This is a genomic window from Corallococcus llansteffanensis, assembly GCF_003612055.1.
Classification (GTDB): Bacteria; Myxococcota; Myxococcia; order Myxococcales; family Myxococcaceae; genus Corallococcus; species Corallococcus llansteffanensis.
Map to the genome: position 1 here is coordinate 1 of NZ_RAWB01000075.1, position 23,734 is coordinate 23,734.

The following is a 23,734-nucleotide window of genomic DNA, read 5'->3' on the forward strand; positions in this document are numbered from 1 at the left end:
CGCCACACCCGCCCCCGCGAGGACCAGCCCCATCGTCTGAAAGGTCCGTCCTCGCGACACGCTACGGTCCAGGTCCTGGACGCGCTGGATGCTGTCATCGTCGCGCTGGAGCCGGGACCGCTCATTCCGGGACTGCAGGTAGGAAACACCCCCGCCCACCAGCAACGCTCCACCCAGGGCCGCTGGAATCCAGGCGCGCTCCCGCAGACCGCTGCGTCCGGACACCTCCGCACCGAGAGGGGAAGACACGGGCTGGCCGTCAGGCGTTGCCTGGGACGCGACCACGGCCGGCCTCTCCTCCGCGGCACGTGCCTGCGCACCGGGCTCTACCGCCGGGGGGTTTCCGGAAGGCGCTCCCACGGCGACATCGCTCGCTGCCTGCTTCGCCAGGTCGCGCTGCACCTGCTGTCGCACTTCCTCGAACCTGCGCTCCACCTTGGGCGAGACCTTCACCGGCAGCTTCGCCTCCGGCTGGAGCAGGAGGGCCGCCCTGAAGGCCGTGATGGACGCCTCGGTCCTGCCCAGGTCCGCCAGGACGGCGCCCTCGTAGAGCGACAGGAGCACGTCGTCCGCTTCGCCGGTCGAATAGCGCCGGGCCTGGGTGAGCTGCTCCAGCGCACGCTCATATTCGAGGTCGTCGTAGAACTTGCTCGCGGAGCGCACATGCTTCTGGACCATCCCCTGCTGCGCCTCGGCCCGCACCTCCCAGGGGATGCTCACGGTGCCGCCCAGCAACACCACCACGAGCGAAAGCACAATCCATCGCATCGGGCGCTCAACGAACGACACCTGCACGCACATGAAAGATCCCCGGCGGTAACGAGCGTCGACTCTACAAGCAAAGGGACCCACGGAGCCGAAAGAGGGCCTGGGACCCGGCGCAACGCAAGCACAGACACCGCCGATGACCTGATCCGTCTCTCATGAGCTGCTGTCTCCCAGCGACAGGTGAAGCCCGGGCTCAGGGAAGGGCTCCGGGTACGTCCGCCGGGTAGGACCTCATCACACAGGGAAAGAGGTTTTTTCCGCTTAGGACGCAACTTCCCCCCTCTCTTGGGCGACAATGCTGAGGCTACTGCCTTATGCAGAGGGGGAAGTCCGTGTCCGTCCGCATCCAATCCACCGGTGTTACCCAGACGCGCCTGCCGGAATCGCAGCCGCCCGTCGCACCGCGCGCTCCTGCCGCCCGCGGCTTCAACACCCAGGACACCTTCCAGGCCGACACCACCGAGATCGGCCGCCGGGCTCGTACCACCCAGGCCCCCCAGGCCGCCCGGCCCGCGGCGCCCGCCGCCGGTTCTCGCGCCGAGCCGCTGACGCCGGAGACGAACACCGCCCTCCAGGGTCGTCTGTCCGCGATGTCCCCGGCCGACCGCACCCACGCGACGGAGTTCCTGCGCCAGAACGTGCTCAACACGCCCAACGCGGACCGCGCCACGCGCACGTACCTGGATCTCACCGCGATGCAGGCCACGCGCCCGGACCGGCTCAGCCGGGACACGGTGGAGACCCTGACGCGGGCCGTGGCCGAGCCGCGCGGCACCGGCGTCGCCGGCCAGGAAGGCGTCATGGGCCCGTCCCAGGCCCGCGATGCCGCTCGCGCCGTCATCGGCATGACGGGCCGGGACTTCAACACCCTGCAGGGCGCCCTCCAGAACGCGGGCACCCGCAACGGCCAGCCTGTCCCGGGCGCGGATCCGCAGATGGAGCGGGCCCTCACCCTCAAGGCCGTGGGCGCACGGCGCGAGGAGTTGGCGTCGCCCGGCCTCTTCGACCGGATCCGCAACACCTTCGGCGACACGACGCGGGAGATGGACGACGTGGCCCGCTTCGCCGGGCAGATCGCCGGCTCGTCGCGCGCGGAGCTGGCCCGCACGTCCACCGTCATCGACCCCAACGGTGGCGCGGGTGCCCTCCAGCAGCGCTTCGACGACTCGTGCGTTCCCACCGCGCAGCAGATCGCCCGCGCGGACGCGGACCCCATCTACGCGCGCCAGCTCCACGGGGAGCCCATCCACAGCCTCAATGCATCGACGGCCATCGGCCGCGAGCAGCGCACCACGCTGGAAGCCAACGGCGGCGTCGCGCGGCCCCGCACCGGCGGGACGGGCCCCAGCCTGGGCGTCACCGACACCGCCATGCGCGACATCCTCAACTCGGGCGTGGCGCCCTCCAACAACCACCGCTACACGACCCACACGGTGGCGGACAACCCCCAGTCCCGACAGGCCGCGTTGGATCGCTCGGACCGGCTGCTTCGCGACGGCATCGACGTTCCCGTCGCGGTGCTGTGGAACGGCGGCGGCGGACACGCGCTGATGCTCTCCGACGTGCGCGGCCAGGGCGCCAACCGCGAGTACCTCGTCACCGACCCGATGCAGGGCCGCACGAGCTGGCTGCGCGGCAGCGACATCGCGGCCGGCAACACGAACTTCGGCCCGGGCACCGGCCGGCTCGGCTTCACCTTCGAGTGACGCAGTCCGTTTGAAGCACCTTCCGGGTCCCCCGCCACACATGTGGCGGGCGTGGGCCCGGAAGCACGCGGTTCCAGGGCCCCGGCCACAAGGCTAGGGTGGCCCGGAACCTTCCGCACCCCTCCCGTGGATCCTCCATGCGCGCGCCGTCCGTGATGCGTCTTGTCGTGCTGTCCGTGTCCCTGCTCGGGGCCCCGTCCTGGGCCGTGGAGCACTGTCAGTTCAAGGGCCAGCCCATCAACCTGGACAATGGCAGCTCCACCGCGAAGCTCACCGGCACCGTGCGCTGCGTGGACGAGGACACGAAGAAGGAGACGCACACCGTCTCGTACCGCGACGGCAAGCGGGACGGCTGGGAGATCCGGCGCTGGTCCGACGGCCGGTCCGTGGAGCAGGAGTACCGCGCCGACAAGCGGCACGGCGGCTTCAAGCGCTTCGAGGAGGGCCGGCTGGTGGAGAGCACCCAGTACGCCGACGACAACCCGCGAGGCGAATCGCTGCGCTACCACCGCAACGGCAAGGTGTCCCAACGCACGGATCAACAGCCGGAGGACGCGAAGAGCACCTACGCGGAATATGACGAGAGCGGGCGGCTGACAGAAGCCGGGTGCGGCCTCCAGTCTTCGCGCGAGGCAGGCATCAAGGACTGCGTCTGGAAGGGCCCCTCGCCGCTCGTGTTCTTCCACCCGACGGGCCAGAAGCGCTCCGTCATCCCGCTGAAGAACGGGCTGCGCGAAGGGGTGACGGAGACGTTCGACGCCAAGGGCGAGCGCACCGCCTCCACCGCGTTCGTCGCCGGCCTGCGCGACGGCGTGAGCACGGAGTACCGCGCGGGCAAGCCCCGCCGCTCGACGACGTACGCGCGGGGCGAGAAGGAAGGCGACGAGACGGAGTTCTTCGACGACGGCGCGAAGAAGCAGGTCATCACCTGGAAGGGCCGCGAGCAGCTCAAGCGCGTGGAGTTCTTCCAGAACGGGGAGCGCAAGCGCGAGCTTGTCGTGAAGGGCGACCGCGCGGTGGAATCCATCTTCGACGACACCGGCGCGCTGCGCGAACGGCAGAACCAGTTCCGGGGCAAAGGCTACGGCGGCTGGGTGCCCGACGGACTGAGCGAGTCCTTCCTCCCCGACGGTGGCCCCGAGCGGCGCGAGCACTTCGTCCAGGGCGACGCCGAGGGCCAGCGCCAGGAGTGGGCCGAGAACGGCGTCCTCGTGGAGGACTCGCAGTGGAAGCAGGGCCGCGTCACCGAGCGCAAGCGCTGGAACCCGGACGGCGGCCTCGTGGAGGACGCCGCGTTCCACGAGGACGGCTCCCGCAAGAAGAAGCCCTGAGCCCCCCTACCTTCCCACGTCTCCTTGACGGATGATGGTCGAAATATTACGACTATCATCCATCATGACCCAGAAGACGGAGCAGAAGCAGAAGTCGCACGACGCCATCCTCGCGTCCGCCGCCGAGTTGCTCCTGGAGCGGGGCATCCAGGCCAGCTCCATCATGGATGTGATGAAGGGGGCGGGGCTCACGGTGGGGGGCTTCTACGGGCACTTCGAGTCGAAGGAGCACCTGTTCACGGAGACCCTGCGGGGCACCGCGCGCACGGTCTGGGACACGCTGCTGCGCAAGGCGAAGGAGGAGGCGCCCCGGAATCCCGCGCGCCGCGTGCTGGAGCGCTACCTGTCGCCCAAGCACCGCGACGCGGCCACGCCCACCTGCCCGCTGCCCAGCATCACCGCGGAGCTGTCGCGCACGGGCGAGCCCTACCGGGGCGCGCTGGAGTCGGAGCTGGAGGGGTTCATCCAGTCGTTCTCGCAGCTCATCGGCCCGGGCGCGCGACACCGCGAGAAGGCCGTGGCGGTCATCGCGTTGATGTACGGCGCCCTGTCCCTGGCCCGGGCCATGCGCGGCACGAAGCTGGGTGACGAGTTCCTGGACGCGGCGAAGAAGTGGGGCGCGGAGCTGCTGGCGAAGGAGGGCGCATGAGCGCCGTGGCCGCCCTCCCCTCCTCGCCCGATTCCTCCGCGCCCGCTGTGAAGGAGCGCCGCCGCACCCCGCTCCTGATGGGCGCCATGGCGGTGGGCGCGGGGCTGCTCGCCGGGGGCTGGTACCTGCTGCACCTGGGCCAGCAGACGACGGACGACGCCCAGGCCGAGGGCCGGGTGATGAACGTGGCATCGCGCGTGGCGGGCCAGGTGCGCCGCGTGCCCGTGGTGGACAACCAGCGCGTGGAGGCGGGCGAGGTGCTGGTGGAGCTGGATCCGGAGGACTTCGCCGCCCGGCTGGCCGCGGCGCGCGCGGACCTCGCCGCCGCACGGGCCTCCTCCGACAGCGCGAAGGCGGCGCTGGCCCTCACCGAGCGCACCGCGCCCGCGTCCCTCACGCAGGCGGAGGGCGGGCTCACCTCCGCCACCTCCTCGCTGGAGTCCGCGAAGGCCGCCATCGCGCAGGCGGACGCGGAGATCACCGCCGCCGAGTCCCGCCAGCTCTTCGCGGCCACCAACCTGCGCCGCGCCCGGACGCTCTTCGAGCAGAAGGCCCTGGCCCAGGCGGACGTGGACCTGCGCCAGACGGAGCTGGACGCGGCGGACGCGCAGCTGGAGCAGGCTCGGGCCCGGCGGATGTCCGCGGGCGCCGCCGTCACCGGCTCCAACGGCGGCGTGACGCTGGCGCGCGGACGCCTCACGGCCGCGCAGACGACCACCGAGCAGCTCGCTGCGGCGCGGGCGGTGCTCGCCTTGGCGGAGGCCCGGGTGCAGCAGGCCGAGGCGGCCGTCCGGCTCGCGGAGCTGAACCTCTCCTACACCACGGTGCGCGCGGCGCGCTCCGGGGTGGTGTCGCGCCGGTCCGTCGAGGAGGGCCAGACGGTGGGCCCGGAGCGGTCGCTGATGGCCATCGTCCCGCGCGATGACGTCTGGGTGGTGGCGAACTTCAAGGAGGACCAGCTGGAGCGCGTGCGGCCCGGCCAGCGGGCGCGAGTTCGCTTCGACATGTTCGGACGGCGCGAGTTCCCGGGGCACGTGGAGAGCCTGTCGCACGGCACCGGCTCCCGCTTCGCGCTCCTGCCGCCGGACAACGCGAGCGGCAACTTCGTGAAGGTCGTCCAGCGCGTGCCGGTGCTCATCCGCCTGGACGGCCCTCCCGACGTGGAGCTGCGTCCGGGCATGAGCGCCGAGGCCACCGTCTACACGGACGCGCCATGAGCGCCGCCGCCGAAGAGAACACGCAGCTCCAGGGCAACAAGACGCTCATCACGATGGGCGCGATGTTCGCCGGGCTGATGGCCTTCCTGGACATCTCCATCGTCAACGTGGCGCTCAATGACATCCGCGCGAGCTTCGGCACGCCGTTGGATCAGATCGCCTGGGTGTCCACCGCCTACGCGATGGCGAACATCACCATCATCCCGCTGTCGGGCTGGCTGCTGAAGCGCTTCGGCTTCCGGCGCTACTACACCGCGTCCATCCTCATCTTCACCGCCGCGAGCGTGCTGTGCGGCCTGTCGTGGGACCTGCCGTCGCTGGTGGTCTTCCGCGTGCTGCAGGGCCTGGGCGGCGGCGCCATCATCCCCACGTCCCAGAGCGTGCTGTTCTCCCGCTACCCGGAGCGGCAGCACGGCATGGCGGGCGCGCTGTTCGGCATGGGCGCCATCACCGGGCCGCTGCTGGGCCCCAGCCTGGGCGGCTACCTCATCGACCTGTCGTCCTGGCACTGGATCTTCCTCATCAACGTCCCGTTCGGCCTCTTCTCCGCGTGGGTGGCGTGGAAGCACCTCGCCCAGCCCGGCTTCGTGGCGGAGCGCGCGCCGGTGGACCGCTTCGGCATCGTGCTGCTCGCGGTGGGCATGGTGTCCCTGCAGTACGTGCTGGAGGAGGGCAACCGCGAGGGCTGGTTCGAGAGCGCCACCATCGCGGTGCTCGCCGTGGTGGCGGGCATCTCGCTCGTGGGGTTCGTCAGCCACGAGCTGGAGACGCGCCACCCGGTGGTGGAGCTGCGCATCTTCCTCAACCGGGCGTACGCCGCGGCGACGGGGCTCAACTTCCTCATCGGCACCGCCATCTTCGCCGGGTCGCTGCTCTTGTCGCTCTACTGCGGCACGGTGATGCACTACCGGGCGCTCGACATCGGCCGGGTGTTCCTCTTCGGCACGTGGATCCAGCTGCTCATCTTCCCGCTGGCGGGCCGGCTGGTGACGCGGGTGGATCCGCGCCTGCTGCTGGTGGTGGCCAACGTGGGCATCTTCACCAGCCTGTGGCTCAACGCCCACCTGACGGCCCAGGCGGACCTGTCCACACTGGTGACGCCGCTGTTCATCCGCGCGGTGGGAACGGGGTTCGGCTTCGTCCCGCTCACCTTCCTCGCCGTCACCGCGCTACCCGCCTCCCAGCGGCCGGCGGGCACGGCGCTCTTCAGCCTCACGCGGGAGCTGGGCGCCTCCATCGGCACCGCGTGGATGAGCACCATCCTGGACCGCGAGTCGCACCGCGCCTACGCCGCCATCACGCAGCATGTGGACGCGTACGACCCGTGGGTCCAGGAGCAGCTCGCGATGCTGCGCGCGGGCCCGGGCAGCCGGCTGTTCGCGCCCGACTCCGCCGCGCTCGCGGTGCTCCAACACCGCATCAGCGAGCAGGCGTTGGTGAAGGCCTTCAACAGCGGCTTCCTGATGCTGGCCCTCACCTTCCTGGCCGCGTCCGTCCTCATCGTCTTCATGAAGAAGCCCGGCCCGTCACCGGCCGGGCCCGTGGGCCCGGCCCACTGACGGCGGGGACGACTAACCGACGAAGGGGACGTCGATGTCCGGGATGAGGTCGTCGAGGAAGTCCTTCACCGAGTTGAAGGCATCGCCCGCGAGCTCGCCCACCTCGCCGGGAAGGCTCGCGAGGCCCTCGAGCGCGTCCTTCGCGGTTTCAATCCCCTTGCGCGCCAGGTCGTCCAGGTGGCCCACCGCTGCCTCCGCGAGCTGCCCGCCCGCGCCGGCCAGGTCCTTGAGCGCGTCCACGCCCGCGTCGCCCAGGTCCGCGACGGCGACGAGCAGCTCCTTGCCGCCCTCGGTGAGGTTGTCCTTCCAGGCCTTGGCGACCTCCTTGAAGGCCTCCACGCCGTCCTTGAGCAGGTCCTTGGCGAAGCCCTTGGCCCAGTCCAGGCGCCGGTCGACGAAGTCCTTGATGGCGGTGGCCGCGGCCTTCGCAGCCGCGCCGCCCTTGCGCGCCATGTCCGACAGCGTCTTGCCGGCCCAGTCGCGCACCGCCTCGGCGGCCTCGCCCGGGTTCTCCGCCACGTAGCGCAGCGTCTCCACGGCCTTCTCGCCCGCGTTGGCGAGCCCGCGCACGACGCTCTCCGCCACCTCGGCACCCTTGGAGCCCAGCGCCTTGACGGAGTCCCACGCCTTCTTCGCGAGCTCCCCGCCCTTGGCCATGGCGTCGGTGATGGCCTCCTTCGCCTTGGTGGCGGCCTCGCCCGGGTGCGTCGCCGTCCAGGCCAGCAGGTCCAGGCCCTTCTCGCCCAGCTCCTTGGCCTTGTTCACCGTGGAGGAGACGAGGTTCTTCGCCCCGTCGATGAGCTCCTTCGCCTTCTCCTTCGCGGCGCCGGTCAGCTTGTCCCAGCCGGCCTGCAGGTCGTTCAGCGTTTCGACGGCCTTCTTGTAGACCGCCTTGCCCGCGTCGGTGGCCAGGTCCACGCCGGAGTTGACGATGCTCTTGATGCCCTCGAACGCCAGCTTCGCGGACTCGCCCGGGTTCTGGGCGATGAACTTCAACGTGTCCAGGCCCTTCTCGCCCAGCTTCTTGGCCTCGTCGACGACGTTGCCCAGGACCTTCTTGGCCTCCTTGGCGATCTCCCCGCCCTTGGCGATGACGGCGTCGAACGTCTCCGCCGCCTGCTTGGCAATCGCCTCGCCGTACTTGGAGGGATTGCGCACCACGTCCGCCATCTTGTGGATGAAGGCCGCGGTCGTCTTCAAGCCCTCGCCCGCGGCCTCCGCCTGGGACACGCCCGCGAACTCGGCGAGCTTCACTGCGCCCTTGGCGGCGGTCTCCACGCCCCACTGCGCGAGCTCCGCGGCGCCTTCCGGGCCGTAGTACGCGGCCAGCTGCACCAGGCCCGCCGGGCCCTGCGCCGCGGCGCCGGCCAGGTTCACGGCCTTCATCCAGCCCGGGGCCTTGTAGTTCTCCGGGTCGGCCTCGAACTTCGCCTTCTCCTGGCTGAAGCCGATGTCCAGCGCGAGCTCGGCCGCGCCCAGCAGCACGCTGGCGCCCACGTCCGCGGCCACGCCTACGCCCGTGAGGTCCAACGCGATGCCCAGGCCCGCGTCCGCGACGTTGAGCGTCGCGATGGTGTGCGCGAAGTAGCCCAGGTCCTTGTTCTTGCCGTGCAGCTCCGCGGCTTCCTTCTCGTACTTCACCGCGTCGATGGCGTTGGGCAGCGCGCCCGCCACCGGGACGACCTTCGCCAGGTTCTTGAAGACCTTGCCGGCCACGTCGGCGGTGATCTCCACGCCGACCTTGCCCAGCACCTTCTCCATCACCTTGAGGCCCTGGCCCACGAGCTTGCTGCCCGCCTTGTCCAGCAGCGGCCCCAGGCCCTTCACCGTCGTGTTGAGCGCGTCCGCGCCCACGCCGTCGGTGAACTTCAAGAGCGCCTTGAGCGCGCCGGAGTCCATCTCCGTCACGGCCTTGGCCAGCACCTTGCCCGCGTCGTCATCCAGCTTCGACGCGAGCTTCGTGAGCTGCTCGGCCGTCTTCGGGTCGGAGAGCGCCTCGTTGAGGACCTTGTGCTCCAGGCCGCCCAGGGTGCTCACCAGCCGCTTGCCCGCGGCGGCGTCCAGCGTGTCCAGCTGGCCCACCAGCGTGTCCAGCGCCTTCGGGTCGGTGATGCCCTTGAGGACGGACTCCATCGACGTGGGGCCACCCAGCTTCGTGGCGGCGGCGTCCAGCTTCTGCAGCTGCTGGGGCGTCAGCTTCGACGCGAGCGAAGGGTCCAACCCCTTCACCTTCACGTCCGCCAGCCGCGCGCCCTGCTGCGCGACGTCCGTGGGGTTCGTGACGCCCGCGCCCTTCAGGAGGTCGGCGAAGCCGGTGAGGTTCTTCTTGAGGTCGGGCACCTCCGCGAGCAGCTGCGCGGCGGCGAGCGCCTTGTCCTGCGGCTTCGCGTTCGGATCCAACAGGGTGATGGCGGCGCCCGCGGCGCGCAGCGGGCCGTCCAGCTTGCGCAGGTCATTGGCCAGGTCCGGGAACTTGTCCCCGGCGAAGCCCTTGAGCGCCGAGCCCAGCTCCAGCGTGGCCCTCGCCTTGTCCGCGGCGGACGCGTTCGGGTCCGTCCACTTGCCAATGGCGCCGATGAGCTTCTCCGCCGAGGGCAGGCCCTTGAGCGTGGTGTCCAACACGCCCTTCAGGTCCTCCGGCTTGAAGATGTCGCCCGCGGACTTCGCCAGGGTGAGGCTCGCCTGGGCCTTCTCCAGCACGCCCTTCTTCGGGTCGGTCAGCGTGCCCAGCGCGGTCAGTGCATCGGAGTTGGTGGCCAGCTTCGCCAGCTTGCTGTCCTGGACGCCCAGGCGCTCCAGCGCGTTGGGGACCGTCTCCGGGAACTGCGACGCCAGCTCGCCCAGGGCCGTGGCCCGCTCGGAGAAGGTGCCGGTGCCCAGCTTGTTGAGCGAGTCGTACGCCTTCTGGAGGTCCTCCTTCTTCTTGTCCTTCAGCTCCGGGAAGAGCTTGGGCAGGTCCTCCGGCTTGTCGGGCAGCGCCTCGGCGTGGGGCTCGGGAGGCTTCGCCCCCTGCGGGCCCTGCGCGCCAGTGGGCGCGGCGGCCGGCGTCCCCGCGTTGAGCGGGGCGAACGGCGCGGGGGACTCGCCCGTCAGCTTGTTCAGGGCGCGGGAGTTGTTGCCTGGGGAGAACTCGTCCCGCTTGAAGAGCTGGACCTGGGGCTTCGCCTGCTCCTTGGCGGCGGCGCTGGCGGCCGCCTTGGCAGCGGCCTTCGCGGCGGCTTCAGCGGCGGCCTTCGCGGCGGCAGCGGCGGCACGGGCAGCGGCTTCGGCGGCGGCACGGGCAGCGGCGGCGGCAGCAGCGGCGGCGGCGGACGCGCCTCCATCAACAGGGCGAGACATGGGGAACTCTCCTACCTTCAGAAACCGAGAACGGTTCCGAGGATTCTCTACATATTGGGACAAATGTTGCTGGCGGAGACCTCCTGCACACAAGTCCCCCCGGACGAATGCGTTACGCCATGGCTCCTCTGCGGGTTACAGCCCGCGATGACCTCCCGGATGACGCGGCAGGACATTGCGGGCGCAATGGAAGCCACGGGGTGCGCCGTGGCTTCTGCCCGGATGCGTCAAGGCGTCGCGGTCAGCGCTGGAGGACGCGGTTGGTGCCCAGGCCATCGATGACGGCGATGACGTCGTTGGGGGCGCGCTCGAAGAGGCCGGGGGTGTAGTTGCGCGAGGTCCCCGTCCACACGGGGCTGGGGGCGGACCAGGTCTCGAAGTTGCTCGTGGTGGTGACGAAGCCGACGTGGCAGTTGCGCTGGTCCACCGGGGCGCTGGACAGGTCGGGCGGGCCGGCCTTGTCCTCGTCGGTGCAGAACGCGACGCCCACCGGGCCGTTGCCCACGCGGATGGCGTAGGGGACGTAGGCGTTGTAGCGGCGGCCGGAGCCTGCATCGATTCGCGAGCTGTACACGGTGCGGCGCAGGGAGTCGTCCCACGTGCGTCCGCCATCCCACGACTGCACGGCGTTGATGACATTGGCGCGGGCCCCGCCGGTGGGGAACGCCTCCACGCCCTCCACGACGGCCATGATGCGGTCCCCGGCGAGCTGCACCACCGTGGGCATGCCCTCGCGGCTGAGCGCGCCCGCACGCTTGTCGCGCGACACGGTGACGGTGCCGTAAGCGGTCCACGCCCCGGTGGTGCCCTGGCGGCCCTGCATGGCGATCCACTGGTGACCGGGGAAGCCGCCCTGCGCGGCCAGCAATTCGGAGTCGTAGTAGACCTGCAGGTCGCCGTTGCCGCGCTGGAAGAGGAAGGGCGCGCCCACGAAGCGCGACGTCGGTCCGACGACGGTGCTGTCGTAGACCCAACCGTCACCGTCGTTGTCGCTGCGGGTGATGGTGACGCGGAACTGGCCGTTGGCGTACTCGCGGAAGGCGCAGAAGACGGTGTGCGTGCCCGGGATGGCACGCATCGTCACGTCGCCGAACTCCACGTTCGGGTTGTTGGCGACGGAGCCGTGCAGCGCCCAGCTCGCGCCCCCGTTGGTGCTCGTCCACACGTCGATGCCGTGCCCCCAGCTCGACCCGCCGATGAGCACGCCATCCGCGCGGCGGGTGATGCCCCGGATGGGAGCGCCGCCGCTCGGCATCAGCACCCGCCAGCCTCCCGCCGGGAGCGGGGATTCCACCTGCGCCACGGGTTGCGTGTCGGGTTGCGAGTCATTCGGGAGGGCCTCCTCCGGAGCACAGGCACCGAAGGAAGCCGTGAGCAGCGCGAACGTCATCAGGCGTCGGGGCAGACACCTGCGGAGCGACCAGGAGGGAGGGGTCATGCCCCGGAGCCTGCCTGTTTATATCTTGATCCGACAGGCCTTGATGTCCGTGCCGCTGATGCCGTTGCAGGCATAGCTGTCGCGGCAGTCGTCCTGGGAATCACAGACAGGCGAGCACAGCAGCGTCCCGAGCTGGGTCGCGCACACGGTGTCCTCGGGGCAACCGCCCCGCACGCCTTCCTGTTCACACTCCTGGGCGCAGAAGCCGCCGGGAAACTCCTTACGGCACTCCAGGTTGTCGGTGCAGGTGCCTTCGCCGCAGGAGTCACCCACGGCATCGCTGCTGTCACAGGCCAGCAGGGGGAGGACCGCGAGGGAAGCAAGGAGCCACCAGGTCGAACGCATGCGCATCCACGTCAAGAGCATGCAGGGCCGGCCCCCCGCGGCGCCCAGCATGTCCAGCCGGGCGCGGACCGTCCAGCGCTTCTGTTGAAGCTTCGTCAGATGGCCTCGGTCCGCTGCAACAACCAGTCGCGTGCGGGGCCTTCGACCTGGGGAAGCAGTCGCTCACGCACCCTCGCGTGATAGGCATTGAGCCAGTCGACTTCGGCCCGGGACAGCAGGCTCCGGTCCACGAGCCGCGTGTCGATGGGGCACAGGCTCAGCGTCTCGAAGCGGAGGAACTCGCCAAAGGCAGTCGTCTCCGCGGGGACGGCGGCGAGGATGTTCTCGATGCGGATGCCCCAGTGGCCCGGGCGGTAGAGGCCGGGCTCGTTGGAGGTGACCATGCCCGGCTCCAGCGCCGTGTGCGGCTCGTTGGGCATCGTCGGCGAGATGCCGTGGGGGCCCTCGTGGACGTTGAGGAAGTAGCCCACGCCGTGGCCCGTGCCGTGGCCGTAGTCCAGCCCCTCCGCCCACAGGGGCGCTCGCGCCAGCGCGTCCAGGGACGGCGCGCGCGTGCCCCGGGGGAACCGGGCGTTGGAGAGGTTGATGTTCCCTCGCAGCACGAGCGTGAAGTCGCGCCGCTGCTCCGCCGTGGGCTCGCCCACCGGGACGACACGGGTGATGTCCGTGGTGCCCGTCGTGTACTGACCGCCGGAGTCGATGAGCAGCAGCCCCTGCGCGGGCCGGCCCGGCATGCACACCGTCGCGTGCGAGTCCTTCGTCGCGCGGTAGTGCGGCATCGCCCCGTTCGCGTTGAACGCGGCGATGGTGCTGAAGCTCAGCGACACGAAGCCCGGACGACGGGCCCGCGCCGCGGACAGGCGCTCGTCGATGGTCAGCTCGGTGATGGGCTCGCGGCCGAGCGCGGACTCGAACCAGGCGAAGAACTCACACAGCGCCGCGCCGTCCTGCTCCATCGCCATGCGGATGTGCGCGAGCTCCTCGGGCGTCTTCCGGGACTTGGCCACGGTCGACGGGTTGAGCGCTTCCAGCACCGCCACGCCCTGCGCCACGGCCTGCCGCAGGCCGTGCGTGACGCTCCGCGGGTCGACGAGCAGCCTCGTTCCGTCCGGCAACGCACTGAGCGCCGGGGCCGCCTGCTCGTAGGGGACCAGCATGATGCCGTCCTGCGCCAACGCCGCGCGCAGGGTGTCCGGGACCTTGCCCTCGGTGATGAACAGGCGGGCGCCTTCTGGCTCCACCAGCAGGTGTGCGAGGAACACCGGGATGTAGTCCACGTCGGCACCGCGCAGGTTCGTCAGCCACGCGATGTCGTCCAGCGTGGAGATGAGGTGGTGCGTCGCCCCCAGCCGGCCCATCTCCGCGCGCAGCGCCCGGAACTTCTCGGCGCGCGAGCCGGGCGACAGGTCATGCGCATACACGGGCGCCGTGGGCATCCCCGGCCGCTCTGGCCAGGCCTCCGCCACCACGTCCAGGTCCGTGCGCAGCTTCACGCCCCGGGCCTTGAACAGCGAGGCCACCGACCTGCCCTGCCCCAGGGCCAGCACCGCACCGTCCACCGCCACCGTCTGCCCCGCCGTCACGTTCGCCGCGAGCCAGTCCAGGTGCGACTGCCCGGGCGCGCTCGTCATGCGCACCGTCACGATGCCGCTGCCCGCCAGCTGTGTGTCCGCCTGATCCCAGTAGCGACTGTCCACCCACAGGCCGGCGAAGTCCTCGGTCACCACCAGCGTCCCCAGGGAGCCGGTGAACCCCGACAGCCACTCCCGCCCCTTCCAGCGGCGCGGGGGGTACTGGGACAGGTGCGGATCGTTCGACGGCACCCACATCGCCGCCACGTCGCGGGCCCGCATCACCTGCCGCAGCCGCGCGATGCGCTCTCGCGTCTGGGCGCCCTGGCTCTCTTGAAGGCTCATGGCTTCCTCCGTCGTTCCGCCTGGGTTCGTCATGCCGGAAACAGGGGCGCTTTTCGAGGCCCCCCCACGCCGCGGCGGACGGACGACGCGCCGCGGCGTGGGCGCCCTGGGGGAGGACTGGATTGTGTTGGCCAATGGAGAGAAAGCGCCTCGGGCCCCTGGGCGCCCCGCGTCCGGATGCTTACCAAGCCGGTGGCCTCGGTGGGGAGCGCGAGGCCACCTTCACCTGACTCCTGAACCGGGCCTGACCTCCACCGTGCGACGCGTCCTTGCCATCCTTCCCTATGTCCCGTTTCCCTCGGATACGGGCGGCACCCTGCGCACCCTCGAGCTGGTGCGCGCGCTCGCCTCCCGCTTCTCCATCGACGTGCTCGCGCTGCACCGCCCAGGCAACGACGCGGCGGGGTTCACGCGCTGGCTGGGTGAGCTGGGCGTCCCCGCCTCCCGCCTCCACCTGGTGGACATGCCGCGCATCGCGCCCGAGGAGACCCTGAGCAGCGCCCGGGCCCTCCTGCGGGGCACGCCGCTCACCTACATCCGCTACACCCGCCAGCGCCTGCAGGAGGCCTTCCGCCGCGTGCTGAGCGAGCGGGGCGCCTTCGACATCATCCACTTCGACCACCTGCACATGGCGCAGCTGCTGCCCCTGGCGCGGGAGCTGAACCCGTCCGCGCACCTGGTCATCGACGAGCACAACGTGGAGAGCCAGCTGCTCGCGCGCATGGCGCCCCTGAGCGCGCCGCCCCTGCGTCCGTTCCTGCGCTGGCAGTTCCGCCGCGTGGAGCGGCTGGAGCGCGAGTGCGTGAGCCAGGCGGACTCCGTGCTCGCGTGCTCGGAGGTGGACGCCGAGCAGCTGCGCGCCCTGGGGGCGAAGCAGGTGCACGTGGTGCCCAACGGCGTGAAGCTGCCGGACTTCGTTCCCCAGGAGCAGGCGGGCAACGACCTGGTCTTCGTGGGCTCCATGGACTGGTGGCCCAACGAGGACGCGGTGCTGCGGCTGGCCCGGGAAGTCTGGCCGCTGGTGTCGTCGGAGCTGGCGCCGGGCAGGCTCATGGTGGTGGGCCGCAACCCGTCCGCCTCGGTGCGCGCCCTGGAGAGCGAGAACGACCGGCTGATGGTGACGGGCGCGGTGCCCTCCGTGGCGCCGCACCTGGCGCGCGCGCTGGCGACGGCCATCCCCCTGCGCGCGGGCAGCGGGACGCGCCTCAAGGTGCTGGAGGCCGCCGCGGCGGGCGTGCCCGTGGTGGCCACGCGCCTCGCGGTGGAGGGCCTGCCCGTGGTGGAGGGACAGAACGTGCTCCTCGCGGAGTCCCCCCAGGAGTTCGCGGCCGCCCTGAAGCGGCTGCGCAATGATCCGGACCTGTGCCGGAAGCTCGCGCAGAACGCCCGCCGCATGGCGGAGTCCTTCGCGTGGGAAGGCATTGGCGCGGGCCTGGGCGACCTCTACCTGAACGCGTCGGTCAAGGGCGGGGGCGGAAAGAAGCCTTCGGGCACGGACACCGTGGCGGTCGCGGTCGATGCGGGCGGGCCGCTGAAAGGGATTGGCTCCCTGTCATCAGGGCCCGGGTAGGGGTCACGCCGGCTGGGGAAGCAGCATCTGCTCCAGGAGCCCGCGCAGCTCCTGCTCCAGCCCGGGCACCGACGCGGCGCGCAGGTTGCCGCCGCCCCGGAAGAGGGACAGCCCTTCCAAGAAGGCGACCAGCAACGCCGCGCGCCGCTCCCTGCGCGCCGGGGTGAGGTCGGGGGAGAGCTCCCGCAGCAGCTCCACGACGCCTGCCCGATAGCCGGCGTAGAAGACCGCGAGCGCGTCGGCCACCATGGCGTCCCTCGCGGCCAGCGCCCACAGCTCCGCGAAGAGCTGACAGGCGCGGGGCGAGTCCTGGTCCTCCAGGATGGCGTCCAGCGCCTGCCGCAGCCGCTGCACGGGCTCGCGGCCTCCGCCCTCCACCCGCTCACGGACGCGCAGGAGGGCCTGCTCCAGGTAGCGCGCCAGCAGCGCGCGCACCACGTCCTGCTTCGTGGGGAAGTAGTACTGGAGGTTGCCGAGGCTCAAGCCCGCGCGCTGGGCCACGCCCCGCAGGCTGAGGCCCGCGTAGCCGTCCTGGACCAGCACGTCCATGGCCGCGTCGAGGATGCTGCCCACGCGCTCGGTGCCCTTGGCGTGCACCGCCGTCCCCTCGCGGGGGCTCGCGGAGGGAAGTGTCCCGGGGGTCTTCCTGCTCGTCCGGCGGGGCATCACGCCACCTCGCGCGCCAGCCGCTCTTCCATCCGGACCTCGACGCCGCAGGCTCGCAGCGTGGCCAGCGTCTGTTCGGGCCGGGGCTCGTGCTCCGGGAACCACACGCCCGCGGGCGGTGGCGGCGCGCCATCCAGCCCCAGGAGCCGCTCGGCGCCCAGCAGCGCACCGACGGCGGTGAGGTGGGCCTGTCCCCGGGGGTCCACGACCTCGATGCGGACCTCGCCGTGTTCGCCCTCCACGTCCGCCACCCATGCGGCCTCGCCCCCCGTGTTGCTGCCGGTGAGCAGCGTCCGGCGCAGCCCCGTCCAGCGGGGGTGTTGGAGCAGCCGGAGGATCCCCAGCCGCTGGAGCACGACGAGCGTCCAGGTCGCGGAGCCCGAGTCGAAGCCCAGCCGCGTCGTCACCGTGCGCGCGCCCAGCACCCGGGGCAGCGTCGCCTGCTCGGGCGTGTCGAGCCGGAAGACGCGGGTGTGTCGGCCGTCGGAGAACGTCACGCGCCGGCCGTCCGTCAGCGGCAGCACCTGCCGCTCGCGACCCTCTTCCGTCACCTCATAGGACAGGCCCAGCCGGTCCATGTACTCCAGCGAGTCCGGGCCCGCCTGATCCGCCAGCGCGAAGCGGATGGCCACCTCCACGCGCTCCAGGCGCCCCACCCTCCGCGCGGCCAGGGCCACGAGCCGGGGCACCAGCCCCGCCATCCACGCGGAGCCGAGCAGCACCGGCGCACGCGGCGGCGTCCCGGAGAGCCGCAGCACCGTGGCCATCATCCGGGACGTCCACCGGGTGATGTCCAGCACGGGGACCCCGTCGCGCGACGCCGCCAGCAGCAGACTGTCGTCCGGGTCGTTGACCAGGGCCAGCACGGCCCGGGGCCGCCCCCCCAGCGCCGCCAGGGGCTCATGCGAGTGGACATCCAGCGCCACGCCCTCCGCCCCACCGAGGCGCGCGGCCAGCTCCCGGGCCGGCGCCTCCCTGCGCCCGGCGATGAGCAGTGGCAGGTCCGGATGACGCTCTCGCAGCAACTGGGCGAGCTGGGCGCCCACCACCCCATAGCCTCCCACCAGCACCACACGGCCCTCGGCACCCATGACGACTCCCACGCGCGGGCACGGCCCTTTCCGTGACCCGTGGGACAATATAGGTCACTTGACCTAATTCGTCACGACATTCGACTTCGCCCCCCTGTAAGGCAGGGGCTCGCCCCTGGGGAGGATGATCAGATCCTCGTCCTGCTCCAGGTGGTACTCACCGTCCGCTCCCCGGCAGCGCTCGGCGTGCACGCGAATCCTCGCATCGAGTTCGCGCGCCTCCTTCTCGCTCAGGGCCGCGAGCTGCGCGGCCGTGAAGCAGCCCTCGAACACGAAGAAGCGACAGAGCGTGTACATCTCCTCGAAGGTCTTCGCGTGGAACCCGCTCATCGTCGCGACCACGTCGTACGGCAGTCCCTTCTGCTGGACCGTCGCCGCCACCTGCTCGCTGAAGAGCAGGTTCGCCACGAAGTCACGACACAGCTCGTAGGTCGGCCCCCGGGCGGCCGCCATGGCAATCAGGCAGTAGCCCCCGGGGCGCACGAGCGAGAGCAGCCTGTCGATGAACCCTCCCCATTCGGAGAAGGGCACGTGGTACAGGACGTGTGAGCACACGACGAGTTCATACCTGTCGGGTGAGTCGAAGCGCTCCAGCGGCTCGAGGAGGACCTTCGCCTTCTCCAGCGCGAGCCCGGCGATCTGCTCGGGGTTGGGCTCCAGCAGGGTGAGCGAGCCGAAGTGCTTCGCGAGCCGTTCGGCCACCCTGCCCGACCCCGCGCCCACGTCCAGCAACGCAGGGTGCGCCGGCAGTCGGGGGAGGAGCCGCGCTTCGACGACCTGTCCGATGTTCTCGGGGTGCCGGGCGGTGGCCGCGAGCAGGCGGAACGCCGTGGCGTATTCATGTGGCGACATCGTGATTCCCATGGCCGCGCTCCTGGGGTGAGGACCGCCCCGGACTATCGCACTCCCAGGCCGGACGTGAACGCCAGACGCAGCTCCAGTACCTGCTGTCAGTCAGGGGGAGCTGATAGGCTTGTCTCGCTGTATCGACACATCCTCAGGAGCGCGTGCATGTCCAAGAAGACCCTTCGCATCGTTGCCCTTCTCTCCGCGATCGCTGGCGTTGGCGCTGCGGGTCTCACCCTGGTGCCGGGTACGGCCCAGGCCGCGGAGCTGCCGGCGGGCTGCTATCGGCATCCCATCACCGGCGCGCTGATCTGCCCCTACCCGCCGCCGTTCTAGGCGCCTTCGCTTCAACACCGGGAGCTCCGCGCTGGACGCCAGGCGCGGAGCTTCCCGGTCGAGGAGGTCAAGGCACGTAGGCGATGCAATCAATCTCCACGCGCAGGCCGGCGTCGGGAAGCGCTGACACCTGCACGGTGGTGCGCGCGGGCCGGTGGCCGCCGAAGACGCGCTCGTAGACGGCGTTCATCCGAGCGAACTCCTGCATGTCCACGAGGAAGACGCCGCAGCGCAGGACGTGCTGGAGGCTGGAGCCGCCGGCCACGAGGATGCGCTCCAGGTTGCGCAGCACCTGCTCCGTCTGCGCCTCGATTCCCTCGGCCTGGAGGCCGGTGGCCGGGTCCCTGGCGGCCTGCCCGGAGATGAAGAGCAGCTGGCCCAGCTGCATGCCGGGAGAGTACGGGCCCGCGGGCTTGGGCAGCGCAGGCGAGACGATGGGCTGGTGCTTCGCGGACGTCATGGGTTTCTCCTTGGAGGGGATGCCTCAGGTTGCTGATCCACTACCGGGCCCGGCGAAGGTGACACGCCTCCGCCGGGCTCCTGTTCCTCCGGACTATGCCGCGAGCCGCCGGCGCATGTCGTACCGGATGCCAGCCGCGTCCATGCGCTCGAGTGCCGTCTGGATGAGTTCCTCGTTGGGCCCCAGGAACATGCGCACGTAGGGAATGGGGAAGGGCACCTGGGTCTCCCACGGCCACGGCCACGCCGGCGCCAGCAGCACACCGGTGGCGCGGAAGACGTCGTCGCGGAACGCCTGCACGCCGAGCGGAATGCCCGTGTACACCTCCGGCACGGCGAAGAGCATGTACGAGGTGCAGGTGCCCGGGTGGATCCGCTCGGAGGGGTAACACAGCCGGGACTCCAGGGCGCGGACGGCACAGGCGCGCTTGTCGCGCCAGGCCAGCTGCTGCTCGCGCAGGAACCGTCCCGACTTGGGGCTGGCCAGGAAGCGGGCCATGGCCTCCTGGAGGATGCCGCCGTACATGAGCTGGTGGGACACGCGCAGCTCGTTCACCAGGATGTCCACCGTGGCCGGATCACCGGCCAGCGCGCCCAGGCCCCAGCCGTTGGCGTGGAACTGCTTGCCCAGCGAACGCACCATCAGCCAGCGGTGCTTCGCCTCGGGCGTGCGCTCCAGCTCCTCCAGGAGGATGCGCAGCGAGGAGGTGGGCGTGCAGTCCGGGACATGCACGCGGTAGTAGGCATCATCGAGCAGCACGGTGCCACCGGCCGCCCAGGTGCGCCGGATGGCGGCGCGGACGAAGTCAGGGTCCCAGTTGACGGCGGTGGGGTTGTGCTGGGCGTTGATGATGGTGAGGGCCAGCCGCTCACGCGGACTGCGCTCCAGCTCCGTGACGAGGCTGTCCAGCTCCGCGGGGTCGGGACGGAAGGCGTTCTCCGGACGCAGCGACAGGTAGCGGAAGCCGAAGCCCAGGGGCTGATACACGCCGGTGTAGTCCCAGCTGGGCCCCGAGGACAGCACGACGGGAGTGCGCGTGTCTCCCGCGGGCGGGCGCGCCAGCAGGTAGCGGCCCAGGTCGAACATCGTGCTGCGCGTGCCGCTCCAGGTGACCGCGACCTCCAGCCGCCGCGCGTCCATGGCGGACGCCGGCACCTGATGGTCTTCCACGATGTAGCGCTTGAGCACCGTGCGCAGCTCGGGCAGCCCATACATGGAGAGCTGGTAGCCATGGGCCTCCTGCGCGGGGCGGTTGATCTCCTGGGTCAGCTCCGCCGGCGCCTGGGTCCACGTCTCACCGAAGCTCAGGCAGATGGGGTCCCCGTTCGGGCAACCCTCCTGCAGATAGCTCCGCAACAGCCCCACGTCGGGCATCTTGCTGGGAAGGATGTCGTCTTGAAGCAGCCGCTTGTAGGTCGTTTGCATGGAGCCTCTTCGTTGAACCCGGAAGGCCCGCTGGAGGGCCCCCTGCGGGGAGGTCAGGTCTTGAACAGTCGGAACAACCAGTCAAGCCAGCGCAACTCTACTTCTCTGATAAAGTCCCATGGCAGGGCGCGCTCGCGTGACGACGCGCTGCGAAAACCACTCCCATGACCTGGGATGCCGCACCTCGTCGCCAGCGGCGGGCTCCCAGGTGCGGAGTGCGAACGTGACGCGCAGGCCGAAAGCCCTCCTGGGGCGCATGGACAGACACGCGCGTCCCGCCCGAGAGCACCCGGCAGGTCCGCAGAACGGGATCAGGTGATCATCCAGAAGTTGCCGCCTGGTGACGACACTGCCCTCCTGCTCCCTTCACGTACGCCAACACCCTGAAGCCTGCCTCCACACCTCAAGCACGCGAACACATCCAGGGCGAACGTCCTTTTCAGCAGCCCGGCGAGAGTCCAAACGGGGTGTGCCCTCCTTCCTCGGCTCCTCCACCGTCGCGGCAAAGGCGGGGCTCTCCTCCTCCTGCCCCGGCTCCGCCCCTGCTTGAGGGAGCGCGGCACCACCGGCAGCAGCAGCGGCGGCTACACCTTCGAGGTGACCGGCCCCTTCCGCTGAAACCCCGCACCTTGCGGGGCCCCACCTCGCGAGTGGATGCGCCTCTTCATTGCGGAACGATGACGTTCTCATGGGCACGTGCCCACCCTTCAGGGTGGGCCACTGCGTACCTTGCTCATCGGGAGCTCCCACCCGTCGGCCCCCTGCAGGTCCCTTCCGGACCAACGCGCGAGGAGGCGCGTCTTCACCCCGCCATGCAATTCACTCTCTTGGGCCTGTGGGAACACATGGGCCTCTTCGCGTGGCTCATCGTCATCGTGATGACCGTGATGTCTGTCGTTTCCCTGCTCATCCTCGCCGAGCGCTCACTCGTGCTCCGCTCGGCCCGTCGCCACTCACGCAAGTTCGCCTCGCAGATGGACACGTTGCTCTCCCGGGGCGACTTCGACGGCTTGCAGAGCTGGGTGGACGCCCGCGCGGTCGACCTGGCCGAGGCCAGCAACGAGTTCCTGGATGCCACGGCCCGAGCGCTCAAGCGCGCCCGCGCCGCCGCCAGGGCCCCCGCGACCTCCTGGCGCATCGAGGGCCCGGGCCGCGGCGGCTACCCCGTGGACTTCTGGACCGGGACAGGGCTTGGACGCGGGGGCGTGAGAGGGGGAGGCCGTGTCTCGGTATTCGCCAGCCGCTCGAGAGGGCGGAGGAGCGACATGACGCCATGGCCCAACACGGGCAAGGCCACGGAGGGCTGGAGAACCGCCTCCAGCCCCCCGTGCAGGTGCAGTATCCGGTAGAACTGGCGATGGACGTGTGCGTCGGTCGACGTGCGCTCCATCAGCCGCAGGATGTACCAGTGCAGCAAGCCCAGCCCGAAGGGCCGCTTCCCGACGGCCTGCGGATACAGCAGGTCCATGCCTGTGCCCAACAGCCACGGGAGCCGGATGACTTCAGGCAGCCGCTCGCGGAAGCGCTGCGCCAGGCCCGATAGCTCGCCTCGTTCGGCCTGCTCGCGAAGGCAGGTGTCCAGCTGCTCCGCGCCAAGCCCCGCCACCGACATGCCTTGCCCGTAGAGGGGGTTGAAGGCACACGCGGCGTCTCCCAGGATGACCAGCCCCTCGGGAAAGCGGGGCAGCTTCTCGTAGTGCCGCCACCGGCAGTCCTTCACCTTGTGCTGGGAGATGGGCCCTATCGGCGTGGCCTCTTTCAGGTAGTTGTACAGGTCCGGACGCGTCAGTGAGCGCGCGTACTCGAGGAACCCCGCGTACTCGGTGGGCGCGTGCTCCCCGAAGTAGCCATTGAGGGTGACGAGCCACCGGCCTCCCTCCACGTGTGAGATGAAACCCGCGCGCCAGGCCTTGGGAGGACTTGGATAGAGGAAGAGCGCCTTCCATTCCTTCTGGAAGTGGGGCGGCGGCTCGTGCAGGCACGTCGTGTAGGAAAGGTCCACGATGACCTGCTCTTCCTCCGGGCGCGCGTAGCCGATGGCTTCCAACCACTGAGGCATCCGCGAGCCCCGGCCACTGGCATCCACGACGAGGTCCGCCTCCCACGACTCCTCGCCCTGGGGTGTCTTGACCCGGACGCCCGTGATGCGCCCCGTGCCCTTCTCGTCGGAGATGAGCCCTTCGATGGAGCAGCCCTCGCGCACCGCTACGTTGGGCCGCGCCTTCACCCGGCGCAGGACGTTCCACTCGAGCAGGGGCCGGGTGCACAGCAGCCCGGGGATGCCGCTGGTGCGGCGCAGCTTCCACACCCCGAAGTGGTGCCAGGCGAGGTCTCCACTCGAGTCGATGAACTCGGCGCCCTGGACCTGGAGCTGCTCGAACAGGTCCGGGAAGTACTTGTCGAGGATGCGCCGGCCCGTGTCCAACAGCACGTGGATGTGCGGCCCTTGCGGAACACCCTTGCGCGCGGCGGGCCCCTCCACCCGGACATCCCGCTCCACCAGCGTCACCTTGTCGAAGTGGTCCGCGAGCACCCGCGCGCTCAAGAGCCCCGCCATGCTGCTGCCGATGACCACGGCGCTTCCGAATCTGCGTCCAGGGGTTTCCAAGTCCCAAGCCTCCAAGATTTCATGTCGTGGCGCTGCTGGTCAGAGGGGTCCGCCTTCCCCAGAGCCGCTCGCCCCCGCCGAGGAGATTGCATCTCACCGGTCTGACATGCCCTCTCGGACCCGGGGCTCGAAAGCTTCACCGCCACCCTGGAGGAGTCCAAGGCGAAGATGCTGGAGGGACTGGACAGGCTGGAGCGGGAGCTCCAGGGCGAACGTCCTTTTCAGCAGCCCGGCCTGGTCCAAACAGGGTGTGCGCTCCTTCCTCGGCTCCTCCACCGTCGCGGCAAAGGCGGGGCTCTCCTCCTCCAGCCCCGGTTCCGCCCCTGCTTGAGGGAGCAGAAATGGACGCACTTTCGCGCCTGGGGCAAAGACGCCGTGGAACCTCGTCAGGTTTGCCCTCGGTGGATGCAGCGCAGACCGGCCCAAACCACTCGCAGCGTGCGCTCCTTCTTCGGCTCCTCCAC

General features: G+C 70.5%; 18 protein-coding genes. 7 read left to right on the plus strand and 11 right to left on the minus strand.

Annotation, left to right across the window (positions count from 1 at the left end; all coding sequences use genetic code 11):
- Window positions 1-768: hypothetical protein (locus tag D7V93_RS09690; RefSeq protein ID WP_147451107.1), on the minus strand; the 768-nt coding region annotated here is incomplete at its 3' end.
- A 332-nt stretch (window positions 769-1,100) separates the two neighbouring features.
- On the opposite strand from D7V93_RS09690, the gene D7V93_RS09695 reads away from it, so the two are divergent.
- The 5 genes from D7V93_RS09695 (at window position 1,101) to D7V93_RS09715 (ending at window position 7,230) form a co-directional block, all read left to right on the plus strand.
- On the plus strand, window positions 1,101-2,474 hold the full coding sequence (locus D7V93_RS09695; RefSeq protein WP_147451108.1) for a hypothetical protein: 1,374 nt from the start codon (window positions 1,101-1,103) through the stop codon (window positions 2,472-2,474).
- A gap of 137 nt (window positions 2,475-2,611) precedes the next feature.
- The gene (locus D7V93_RS09700) at window positions 2,612-3,805 is read left to right on the plus strand and encodes a toxin-antitoxin system YwqK family antitoxin (protein WP_120643122.1); all 1,194 of its coding nucleotides are present in this window, start codon (window positions 2,612-2,614) and stop codon (window positions 3,803-3,805) included.
- A gap of 64 nt (window positions 3,806-3,869) precedes the next feature.
- Window positions 3,870-4,454 (plus strand): TetR/AcrR family transcriptional regulator, encoded by a 585-nt coding sequence (locus D7V93_RS09705; protein WP_120643123.1) that lies wholly within the window; start codon window positions 3,870-3,872, stop codon window positions 4,452-4,454.
- The gene (locus D7V93_RS09710) at window positions 4,451-5,671 is read left to right on the plus strand and encodes an HlyD family secretion protein (protein ID WP_120643124.1); all 1,221 of its coding nucleotides are present in this window, start codon (window positions 4,451-4,453) and stop codon (window positions 5,669-5,671) included. Before D7V93_RS09705 ends, D7V93_RS09710 begins: the two co-directional genes overlap by 4 nt.
- Entirely contained in the window at window positions 5,668-7,230 is a 1,563-nt protein-coding gene (locus D7V93_RS09715; protein ID WP_120643125.1) for a DHA2 family efflux MFS transporter permease subunit, read from the plus strand. Before D7V93_RS09710 ends, D7V93_RS09715 begins: the two co-directional genes overlap by 4 nt.
- Window positions 7,231-7,242: 12 nt before the next feature.
- Here D7V93_RS09715 and D7V93_RS09720 read toward each other — a convergent pair whose 3' ends face one another.
- From D7V93_RS09720 to D7V93_RS09740, 4 genes are all read right to left on the minus strand, one after another.
- Entirely contained in the window at window positions 7,243-10,569 is a 3,327-nt protein-coding gene (locus D7V93_RS09720; RefSeq protein ID WP_147451109.1) for a Dauer Up-regulated, read from the minus strand.
- Window positions 10,570-10,810: 241 nt separating this feature from the next.
- Window positions 10,811-12,007: a phage capsid protein gene (locus D7V93_RS09730; protein ID WP_120643128.1), complete on the minus strand. Its 1,197-nt coding sequence runs from the start codon at window positions 12,005-12,007 to the stop codon at window positions 10,811-10,813.
- An 18-nt stretch (window positions 12,008-12,025) separates the two neighbouring features.
- A complete protein-coding gene (locus D7V93_RS09735) occupies window positions 12,026-12,352 on the minus strand; it encodes a hypothetical protein (protein ID WP_147451110.1) in 327 nt (108 codons plus the stop codon).
- Window positions 12,353-12,447: 95 nt separating this feature from the next.
- Window positions 12,448-14,268 carry an aminopeptidase P family protein gene (locus D7V93_RS09740; RefSeq protein ID WP_120643130.1) on the minus strand — a complete coding sequence of 607 codons (1,821 nt, stop codon included), beginning with the start codon at window positions 14,266-14,268 and terminating at the stop codon, window positions 12,448-12,450.
- A gap of 256 nt (window positions 14,269-14,524) precedes the next feature.
- Between D7V93_RS09740 and D7V93_RS09745 the strand changes: the two genes are divergently transcribed.
- Entirely contained in the window at window positions 14,525-15,838 is a 1,314-nt protein-coding gene (locus tag D7V93_RS09745) for a glycosyltransferase family 4 protein (RefSeq protein ID WP_158623690.1), read from the plus strand.
- Window positions 15,839-15,841: 3 nt separating this feature from the next.
- Here D7V93_RS09745 and D7V93_RS47320 read toward each other — a convergent pair whose 3' ends face one another.
- The 3 genes from D7V93_RS47320 to D7V93_RS09760 form a co-directional block, all read right to left on the minus strand.
- Window positions 15,842-16,504 (minus strand): TetR/AcrR family transcriptional regulator, encoded by a 663-nt coding sequence (locus D7V93_RS47320; protein ID WP_120643132.1) that lies wholly within the window; start codon window positions 16,502-16,504, stop codon window positions 15,842-15,844.
- Entirely contained in the window at window positions 16,504-17,595 is a 1,092-nt protein-coding gene (locus D7V93_RS09755; protein WP_120643133.1) for a saccharopine dehydrogenase family protein, read from the minus strand. The genes D7V93_RS47320 and D7V93_RS09755 overlap by 1 nt, the downstream gene beginning before the upstream one ends.
- Before the next feature lie 63 nt (window positions 17,596-17,658).
- Complete coding sequence (locus D7V93_RS09760; RefSeq protein ID WP_120643134.1) at window positions 17,659-18,459, minus strand: class I SAM-dependent methyltransferase; 801 nt, start codon at window positions 18,457-18,459, stop codon at window positions 17,659-17,661.
- A gap of 147 nt (window positions 18,460-18,606) precedes the next feature.
- Between D7V93_RS09760 and D7V93_RS45820 the strand changes: the two genes are divergently transcribed.
- On the plus strand, window positions 18,607-18,777 hold the full coding sequence (locus D7V93_RS45820; protein ID WP_167509446.1) for a hypothetical protein: 171 nt from the start codon (window positions 18,607-18,609) through the stop codon (window positions 18,775-18,777).
- Between the two features lie 67 nt (window positions 18,778-18,844).
- Here D7V93_RS45820 and D7V93_RS09765 read toward each other — a convergent pair whose 3' ends face one another.
- The 3 genes from D7V93_RS09765 to D7V93_RS09785 all read right to left on the minus strand — a co-directional run bounded on the left by D7V93_RS09765 (window position 18,845) and on the right by D7V93_RS09785 (window position 23,237).
- Complete coding sequence (locus D7V93_RS09765) at window positions 18,845-19,237, minus strand: RidA family protein (RefSeq protein ID WP_120643135.1); 393 nt, start codon at window positions 19,235-19,237, stop codon at window positions 18,845-18,847.
- 93 nt (window positions 19,238-19,330) lie between these two features.
- On the minus strand, window positions 19,331-20,662 hold the full coding sequence (locus D7V93_RS09770; RefSeq protein WP_120643136.1) for an aminotransferase class I/II-fold pyridoxal phosphate-dependent enzyme: 1,332 nt from the start codon (window positions 20,660-20,662) through the stop codon (window positions 19,331-19,333).
- 1,159 nt (window positions 20,663-21,821) lie between these two features.
- On the minus strand, window positions 21,822-23,237 hold the full coding sequence (locus D7V93_RS09785; RefSeq protein ID WP_208722969.1) for an FAD-dependent oxidoreductase: 1,416 nt from the start codon (window positions 23,235-23,237) through the stop codon (window positions 21,822-21,824).
- Between the last annotated feature and the right edge of the window lie 497 nt (window positions 23,238-23,734).

Bases quoted from the DNA above. Each gene is read 5' to 3' on its own strand.
- D7V93_RS09700 (WP_120643122.1), top strand. From the start codon at position 2,612: ATGCGCGCGCCGTCCGTGATGCGTCTTGTCGTGCTGTCCGTGTCCCTG.
- D7V93_RS09705 (WP_120643123.1), top strand. From the start codon at position 3,870: ATGACCCAGAAGACGGAGCAGAAGCAGAAGTCGCACGACGCCATCCTC.
- D7V93_RS09710 (WP_120643124.1), top strand. From the start codon at position 4,451: ATGAGCGCCGTGGCCGCCCTCCCCTCCTCGCCCGATTCCTCCGCGCCC.
- D7V93_RS09715 (WP_120643125.1), top strand. From the start codon at position 5,668: ATGAGCGCCGCCGCCGAAGAGAACACGCAGCTCCAGGGCAACAAGACG.
- D7V93_RS09720 (WP_147451109.1), bottom strand. From the start codon at position 10,569: ATGTCTCGCCCTGTTGATGGAGGCGCGTCCGCCGCCGCCGCTGCTGCC.
- D7V93_RS09730 (WP_120643128.1), bottom strand. From the start codon at position 12,007: ATGACCCCTCCCTCCTGGTCGCTCCGCAGGTGTCTGCCCCGACGCCTG.
- D7V93_RS09735 (WP_147451110.1), bottom strand. From the start codon at position 12,352: ATGCGTTCGACCTGGTGGCTCCTTGCTTCCCTCGCGGTCCTCCCCCTG.
- D7V93_RS09740 (WP_120643130.1), bottom strand. From the start codon at position 14,268: ATGAGCCTTCAAGAGAGCCAGGGCGCCCAGACGCGAGAGCGCATCGCG.
- D7V93_RS47320 (WP_120643132.1), bottom strand. From the start codon at position 16,504: ATGCCCCGCCGGACGAGCAGGAAGACCCCCGGGACACTTCCCTCCGCG.
- D7V93_RS09755 (WP_120643133.1), bottom strand. From the start codon at position 17,595: ATGGGTGCCGAGGGCCGTGTGGTGCTGGTGGGAGGCTATGGGGTGGTG.
- D7V93_RS09760 (WP_120643134.1), bottom strand. From the start codon at position 18,459: ATGGGAATCACGATGTCGCCACATGAATACGCCACGGCGTTCCGCCTG.
- D7V93_RS45820 (WP_167509446.1), top strand. From the start codon at position 18,607: ATGTCCAAGAAGACCCTTCGCATCGTTGCCCTTCTCTCCGCGATCGCT.
- D7V93_RS09765 (WP_120643135.1), bottom strand. From the start codon at position 19,237: ATGACGTCCGCGAAGCACCAGCCCATCGTCTCGCCTGCGCTGCCCAAG.
- D7V93_RS09770 (WP_120643136.1), bottom strand. From the start codon at position 20,662: ATGCAAACGACCTACAAGCGGCTGCTTCAAGACGACATCCTTCCCAGC.